The organism is Hyphomonas sp., assembly GCF_040882205.1.
GTDB lineage: Bacteria > Pseudomonadota > Alphaproteobacteria > Caulobacterales > Hyphomonadaceae > Hyphomonas.
Genome location: NZ_JBBEBT010000073.1, coordinates 1 through 6,838 on the forward strand (window position 1 = coordinate 1; position 6,838 = coordinate 6,838).

Annotated in this window: 7 protein-coding genes and 1 tRNA gene; 5 read left to right on the forward strand and 3 right to left on the reverse strand. The window is 60.6% G+C overall.

Annotated elements, in window-relative coordinates:
• Positions 1 to 962, forward strand: a 962-nt coding sequence (locus WEA77_RS03165; RefSeq protein ID WP_368066408.1) for an acetyl-CoA hydrolase/transferase C-terminal domain-containing protein, incomplete at its 5' end; no start/stop codon positions are given.
• Here WEA77_RS03165 and WEA77_RS03170 read toward each other — a convergent pair.
• On the reverse strand, positions 959 to 3,100 hold the full coding sequence (locus WEA77_RS03170; protein WP_368066409.1) for a bifunctional anthranilate synthase component I family protein/aminotransferase class IV: 2,142 nt from the start codon (positions 3,098 to 3,100) through the stop codon (positions 959 to 961). The two genes, WEA77_RS03165 and WEA77_RS03170, sit on opposite strands and share 4 nt — an antisense overlap.
• A 258-nt stretch (positions 3,101 to 3,358) precedes the next feature.
• On the opposite strand from WEA77_RS03170, the gene WEA77_RS03175 reads away from it, so the two are divergent.
• The gene (locus WEA77_RS03175) at positions 3,359 to 3,832 is read left to right on the forward strand and encodes a hypothetical protein (protein WP_368066410.1); all 474 of its coding nucleotides are present in this window, start codon (positions 3,359 to 3,361) and stop codon (positions 3,830 to 3,832) included.
• A gap of 192 nt (positions 3,833 to 4,024) precedes the next feature.
• Here the strand turns inward: WEA77_RS03175 and WEA77_RS03180 are convergent, their stop codons facing one another.
• Positions 4,025 to 4,405, reverse strand: a complete 381-nt coding sequence (locus WEA77_RS03180; RefSeq protein ID WP_368066411.1) for a helix-turn-helix domain-containing protein — start codon at positions 4,403 to 4,405, stop codon at positions 4,025 to 4,027.
• Positions 4,406 to 4,842: 437 nt separating this feature from the next.
• Between WEA77_RS03180 and WEA77_RS03185 the strand changes: the two genes are divergently transcribed.
• From WEA77_RS03185 to WEA77_RS03195, 3 genes are all read left to right on the forward strand, one after another.
• Complete coding sequence (locus tag WEA77_RS03185) at positions 4,843 to 5,109, forward strand: type II toxin-antitoxin system VapB family antitoxin (protein ID WP_368066412.1); 267 nt, start codon at positions 4,843 to 4,845, stop codon at positions 5,107 to 5,109.
• Entirely contained in the window at positions 5,109 to 5,495 is a 387-nt protein-coding gene (locus WEA77_RS03190; RefSeq protein WP_368066413.1) for a type II toxin-antitoxin system VapC family toxin, read from the forward strand. The genes WEA77_RS03185 and WEA77_RS03190 overlap by 1 nt, the downstream gene beginning before the upstream one ends.
• Positions 5,496 to 6,253: 758 nt before the next feature.
• Positions 6,254 to 6,457: a hypothetical protein gene (locus tag WEA77_RS03195; protein WP_368066414.1), complete on the forward strand. Its 204-nt coding sequence runs from the start codon at positions 6,254 to 6,256 to the stop codon at positions 6,455 to 6,457.
• A gap of 81 nt (positions 6,458 to 6,538) precedes the next feature.
• On the opposite strand, the gene WEA77_RS03200 is transcribed toward WEA77_RS03195, so the two are convergent.
• A tRNA-Ser gene (locus tag WEA77_RS03200) sits at positions 6,539 to 6,628 on the reverse strand.
• Positions 6,629 to 6,838: the final 210 nt, after the last annotated feature.

Consider the following 6,838-nt stretch of genomic DNA (forward strand, 5'->3'; position numbering starts at 1 on the left):
AAGGCATGTTCGAACTTCTACGAAGCGGTGTCTTTTCACGATGCCCGGCCAAAGAACGCGGCGAAACGATAGACGCTGGCTTCTTCCTTGGCCCGCAATCCTTCTACGAAGCATTGCGCCGCGCACCGGAAGCCTTGCTTGCGAAGGTCAACATGACCAGCGTGAACGATGTGAATGCGCTTTACGGCAACGAGAGGGTGCGCCGCCTAGAACGTGTTGATGCCCGTTTCATCAACATCGCCATGAAAGCGACCTGCCTTGGCGCGGTGACGTCGGACGCGCTCGAGGATGGCCGCGTGGTCAGCGGCGTCGGCGGCCAGTACAATTTCGTGGCACAAGCGCATGAACTGGAAAATGCACGGTCTATCATCCTGCTGAATGCAGTACGCAATAGTAAAGGCAAGACCGGGTCCAACATCGTCTGGTCCTATGGCCATACAACCGTGCCGCGCCATTTGCGCGATATCTTCATAACGGAGTATGGCGTCGCCGACCTGCGCGGACAGACAGACGAAGAATGCGTGCGGCGCATGCTGGCCATCACGGATGCCCGTTTCCAGGACGGACTGGTTCAGCAGGCGGTGAAGGCAAAGAAACTGCCGCGCGACTTCGCGGTGCCCGCGGCATGGCGCGCCAATACACCAGAAGCAATTACCCGGGCCCTCGGCGCGCACAGGCAAGCCCTGCCAAGCTATCCGTTCGGCACAGACTTATCCGGGGTCGAACAGGATCTCGGCGCGGCGCTCGATGAACTGAAGGTGCACATGGCGGGCCACTGGTCCCGTCTTGCCTACATGCTGGGCGCGATCACTGCCCGCCCTTTGGCCCAGCGGGGAGAGTATCATGCACACCTCGAACGATTGTCGCTCGATGCGCCCGCGAACATAACGGAATGGTTGTCGCAGCGGCTGATCATTCACGGCCTGCAGCGCCTTCGCGTTGCGCCCGCATCGCCCGGCTAAAGGACGGAGGAAATGACCTTGAGCATGTGGCCGTCCAGAGATTGAACCGGACGCATACCCCACAGGCTGTTCACACCGAACAGGCTGGCCCCCGTCTCCAGAAGCTCCGCCGCGATGACGGGCCGGATATGAACGGCGCAGCCTTCAGCGGCCAGACGCGCCAGAACCTGTCCGCGCATGTAGCCCTCCCGAACGCCTTCGTCTGCCGGCGGCGTAACCCAATCCCCGGAAGCCGTCCGCAGGAAGATGTTTCCCATGGCCAGACAAGCCGGGCGTCCGGCCAGGTTCAGCATGAGCGCTTCGTCAGCGCCCGCTTGTGTTGCCGCGCGCCGGGCGGCCAAGTTGTCACCATAACTGGTGGACTTGACCCTTGAGAGCGGAGACGTTTCGTTGCGGCGGATGGACGACGTGATGACTCGCAGCGGCGGATAGGGACGGCTCTCGCCCAACGCGTTTATGCTGAGAACTAATACCGCAGGCGCCGCTGACGCATTTGCCCCCCTCCCACCCGCGCCGCGGCTGAGCGTGACGCGCACAGCCGCCGTGCCCGCGCACGCCTGCGACAGTTCGTTCAGAGCGCCATGCAGTTCGAGGTCACCCGGAAAGCCATCTATGCCCAACACATCCGCCGACTGCCGCAGGAGCGAGAGATGTTCCGGAATGCCTTCAATCATGCCATCGCAAGAGCGAAGGGTTTCAAAACAGCCATCCCCCAGCAGGAATGACCGGTCGCGCACTGAAACGCTCATGCCTGAACTGCGCTGGTGTCCGACATACAGGATGTCTTCAACAGGGCCGGTGGAGGTCTCTGTCAGTGCACGTATCATTGCGGATGCCTTGTCCAGTGTTTCCTGCCGTTCCAGTGCCGGTACGGAATCGGCCACGATCCCGCCGCCAGCCCGGAAATGCCCGGTCCAGTGCCCGTCCTCTGCTTCTTCCAGCGCGGCAGTCCGGATGAGGATCGAAGAATCCATCCAACCATCGGGCGTCATCCAGACCAGAGAACCGCAATAGGCCCCCCGCGCCTCATCCTCCAGTTCAGATATGATCTGCATGGACCTTATCTTCGGTGCGCCGGTTACGGAACCGCCGGGAAATGCGGCCTCAACGAGGCTTAAAGCTCCATGCTCACCCTGCAGCTCTGAAACCACCGTGGACACAAGATGGTGCACATTGGCAAAGCTCTCGATAGCAAAAAGGCCAGGCGCCTTGACAGATCCGGGACGCGATACCCTGGAGAGGTCATTGCGCATCAGGTCAACGATCATCAGGTTTTCGGCACGGTCCTTTTCTGAAGACACGAGGTCCTCTGCTAACTGACGATCCTCCTGCAGCGTTCGCCCGCGCGGCCGCGTGCCCTTGATGGGACGTGTCGTCGCCTTGAATCCACCCTTGGAGCCCGGCCGCACTTCCAGAAACTGCTCCGGGGAGTTCGATACCAGAGCGAGGCGAGGAAGCCGGAAATAAGCAGAATACGGCGCGGCGCTGGCACTTGTGAGCTTGAGGAACAGGTCGAAGGGATGCACACCGTTGGCGAGATCAAAATCAAAGCGTTGCGAAAGATTGACCTGGAAACAGTCACCCGCGCGCACATACGCGACCGCCTTGGCAATCCTTTCCTCGAACTGCACGGCTGATAGTCTGGGCACAGGTGGCGCCTGGCTGTGAGACTGGCTCACCCGCTCCGGTGGCAGCGCGCCAAGCTTCTTGGCCAAACTGTCGCTGCGGTCGCCTGTCCAGTCCCAGTGTTCAGCGGTCCGGCGGTCATGGTCGAACACGATGAACTCGTCATAGAATCCAAGGGCGATATCAGGCCATCCTGCCCGTGGCGGAAGATTGCCCAGGTGGGGCAACAGCGCGCGCCCGAACTCATAGGCGAGCAGCCCAGCCCAACCTCCGCAAAAGGGCGGCGCATCGTCCGGCCGCCCGAACCCGCATCGCTGTTCTGTCTGGCGGAGCCTGTCGGCCCAGTCACCTGCAGTGATCTCATCATAGAGCAGGGTTTCAGCCGGATGAGCGCAGATATAGCTCCAGCGCGAACCCGGCCCGTGAAGCAGGAGCGCAAAGAGCTCATCCTTCAGGGGTGCGAACGCCGTCACCGGATCGCGCCATGAAATCTGCGTCCGGGTCAGCGGCATGGAAAGTACTGGTCCACAAAAAGTATATCCCGGTTATCGAAAGAGGGCGCGGGGTGCCTTCGTCAACACCCTTTGTGACAAAGGGAAAACAGGCACCGGTTCACCGGGTCCATCTCAAGTGCTCGCACTGAAGCTTGCCTGCTGCTCTCCGGGCACGCTTGGACGGGTAGCGATCACCGCCTGGTCCTGACTTGCAAGGGCGTGGTTCCCATGTCAGTTTTAAACCTCCAGGCCAAGGCGTGAGCCATAGGAGCAGAAATGAGAAATGTGTTTGTTGCGTTTTCGATGTTTGCATCCTTCTGCGGCTCAGCAATGGCCGAACCCATCTATAAAGATCTGGATTATCGCGGCGCTGTCGTCAAAGGGCATCTCGGAGCGACAGAAGACTTCCCATCTGAGTTTACCGATAAGCTTATCTGCGAAGGCGGCGTTTCGGAGCGCTCTTCGAAGAACAGCTGTCTGCAGATCAATCGTGATGGCTCGGGCACCTGGGAGAACGATGCCTGGGGTGGCAGCCGCCAACCGCCGGCAAGGATAATGTGGTACCTGGTCACCGACCAGGAAGGCACGCCGCTGCGTTCATCGCCCGAGGACAGGGATATCTGGCAAATCATATTCGAGTTTCAGGAAAACTATTATTCCGACACTCCAGGCAGTCTTTACGCCGTGCCGGCTTCTTATATCTCTTCCGCGCGCCGCGTAGTCATCCATAGCAAGTATCGCGACTTCTGAACCGGCAAAAGGCGCGCAGCCACTTTCCAGGTTCGTCTTGGGTGCCTCTCTTGCATTGCCCGGAGCAAAAGCAATCAGCCGCTTCAGCCCATCAATGTCATCAGCGTACGTTACTAAAAGAGGTTAAGGCACGGCAACTCGGTCGCTCCCCACGATCGCGGCATGACCCCGACCAGACAGCCGGCGAGCTGCCTAGGCGGAAAGAGCCTTCAACACCCGCAGCATGCCGCGCAGCGCCTCCTCCGACTTTGTCCGCCTGAGCCAGGTCTCGCACTCGCTGCGGAGCTGATCGGCCTTGCTCTTCTTTGCCGAGGACGCTTTGCCCGCGTCCTCGAAGAATTCCATGATGTCGGTGCCCAGCGCCTCCGCGACACCGGGAAGCATGCCGACGCTGAGACGGTTCGTGCCGGTCTCATACTTTTGCAGCTGCTGATGGCTCACGCCGATCTGTTCGGCGAGGTCCTGCAGCGTGAGGCCCGCTTCCTGCCGGAGCTTCCTCAGCTTCTGGCCAACATGCCGGTCGATATCATTCGGCGACCGCGATCCAGGGACCTTCCCGGTTGTTGTATTCATGATGATCTCCGCGGCCACCTGGTTTTCAGAAATCCGATTCCTGACAGCTTGTCCGTTCCCTCTCCTTTCAGCGCGGGTTGGGCAACTAAACCATAGGTATAGCCCCGCTAAACGCCGAAAAATTCCCATACGCAGCGTTACACATTATCAATGTGCACCCTGAGACATGGCCGAGCAATCAACCACGCCCCCAAAACGACCGGATCGTTTTCGTCTGTCTTCTGACGCTGCGGCTCGGCAGAACACTCTGGTTAGTTTCAGATTTCCGGCAATGGCAACATGGTCGATCGCTCCGGCGCCAACCCCTTCGATCTCGCCGGTCGTGACAATGCTGTATCCGGCAAAGGCTGCTTCCATCCTCTCATGGGAGCGCTTTGGCCCCCGCACGCGGGGCAACTGTTTGCATCCGCGCTGGATCATGATAAATTCTATTTATCATGACAGACGCACCGATCCAGATACGCAACCCTGATGTTGTCCGAGATATCCGCGCTTTGGCCGATCGGCTCGGCCTGCCGATGACGGATGTCGTCGCCGATGCCGTCCGCCGCCGCCTCGCGGAAGAAATGGCCAAAGCGAGCGAGGTTCAGGGCGCAGCGCAGCGGCGGGTTGCGGATGTGCTTGCCCGTATTGACGCGCTGGAGATGACCGGAACCAAACTCACAGACGATGATCTCTACGGGCCAGACGGGCTGCCCCGGTAATGGTTGTTGACGCCTCGGCGGTGCTGGCGGTCTATTTCGGGGAACCAGAGCGCGCAGCGTTCCTGGACATCCTGACGGCTGCGGTTCGGCCCCTGATGACGCCTGTAAACGCCTGGGAAGTGCTGGCCCGTGCCCAGAGTGCACACGGCCCGTCCGGCCTGCGCGAAGCTGAGGCTCTTCTGGGAGCGCTCAGGATCGCCGTCGTGCCATCAGCTATCGAGGACGTCCACGGCGCGATTGCTGCGCTTGCCCGGTTTGGCAAAGATACGCCAGCAGGGCTCAATCTCGGCGACAGCTTTGCCTATGCACTTGCACAGAAACTTCAGCTCCCGCTTCTGTTCAAGGGCGAGGATTTTACGAAGACCGATATCGAGCGGGCCCGATGACCACCTCCAAATCGACTGACGGACCAACACCCCTGCAGGGTTGCCTGGCCTGCCCGGTGAAGCCGACAACCCTGTCATCGAACTGGCAGTGGCATCTGCGGCCAAAGCCAGCATAACCACAACTCTCGCGGACCTTACGCGGGCCGAGCTGCTGTTTCCGGGCCTCACGATCTGCAATGCCGGAGCCTGCCTGAAGGAAAGGAAACGGGCATGCGTGTTCTGACGATCAGCCTTGCCGGCAATCAGCACGGGGCGCCTGCGCGCGCTCGCGGCGCATCGCAGGATCAGCCTCAACAAACTGTTCGAGGCGTTCGCCACACGCGCGGTGACCGAGTTCGACACCGAACTGCGCTTGCGTGTGCGTGCGGCGCGCGGCGACGGGCCTTGCCCTCCTGGGCAAGCTGGACCGCGAATTCGGCAAACGCAGTTAGGGCGGCCTGGGCAAGCCGCTGCGCCGTGTCGAACTGCGGTCAGGCGAAGCTGAAACGCCGCTTACCGACGCCAGCGCATATTCGCCGGTCACCCTGATGCACCGGAATTCGAGGCATCCGCGTATTAGTCTTCCCGGGTCCGACGCGAGTTGCAGCGATACCCGGATTTGCATCAGACGTGAGGGTCTTTGCATTTCGATACCTGCCTCTCGCGGGCCCCTTGTTTTGCGTCTCTTGCCGCTGGACCTGGACGACCTGTACCGGGCCTGAAACCTGACCCGCGAAAAATTTTCCCCTGCGCCTGCGGCTGGGCCAGCCGCAGAGGCGGTGCTTCACGCGTGCGCAGCTGATCCGGCAGAGTTCTGGAAACCGGATGGCGCGGTCTTTGATCTGCTGCGCGACAAGCGGGTGATCACTGCGCTCATCGCAGGGGCCATCTCACCGCAAGCTGCACGCAAGGCCGAAAGCCTTACTGGCAATGCACAAAAGGACATGCTGACAGCGGCGCAGAACCGAACCGTGCGGAAATGACTGAAGACGCGCGGGCTTCAAAAAACGGGAATGCACCAGAACCCAATTATTCTTAAAAAATACAATATTTTCAATGTATAATGGCGGAGAGGAAGGGATTCGAACCCTCGATGGAGTTACCCCCATACGCCCTTAGCAGGGGCGCGCCTTCGACCACTCGGCCACCTCTCCAACGCGAAGACAGGGGTGTATTGAAACCCCTCCCGCTTCGCAAGCCCTGAGCGGCGTTGAAATCGAGAAAGCCGGCGCCGGCGTCCGCAGCCCGGCTAGCCGATCGTCTCGAACTGGCCGGCCAGCAGGGCGTCGTCGCGGATGCGGTTCATCACGGCGCCGATGACGCGCCCGCCCTGCGCTTCCACATCCTGGCGCAGCGCCGCAACG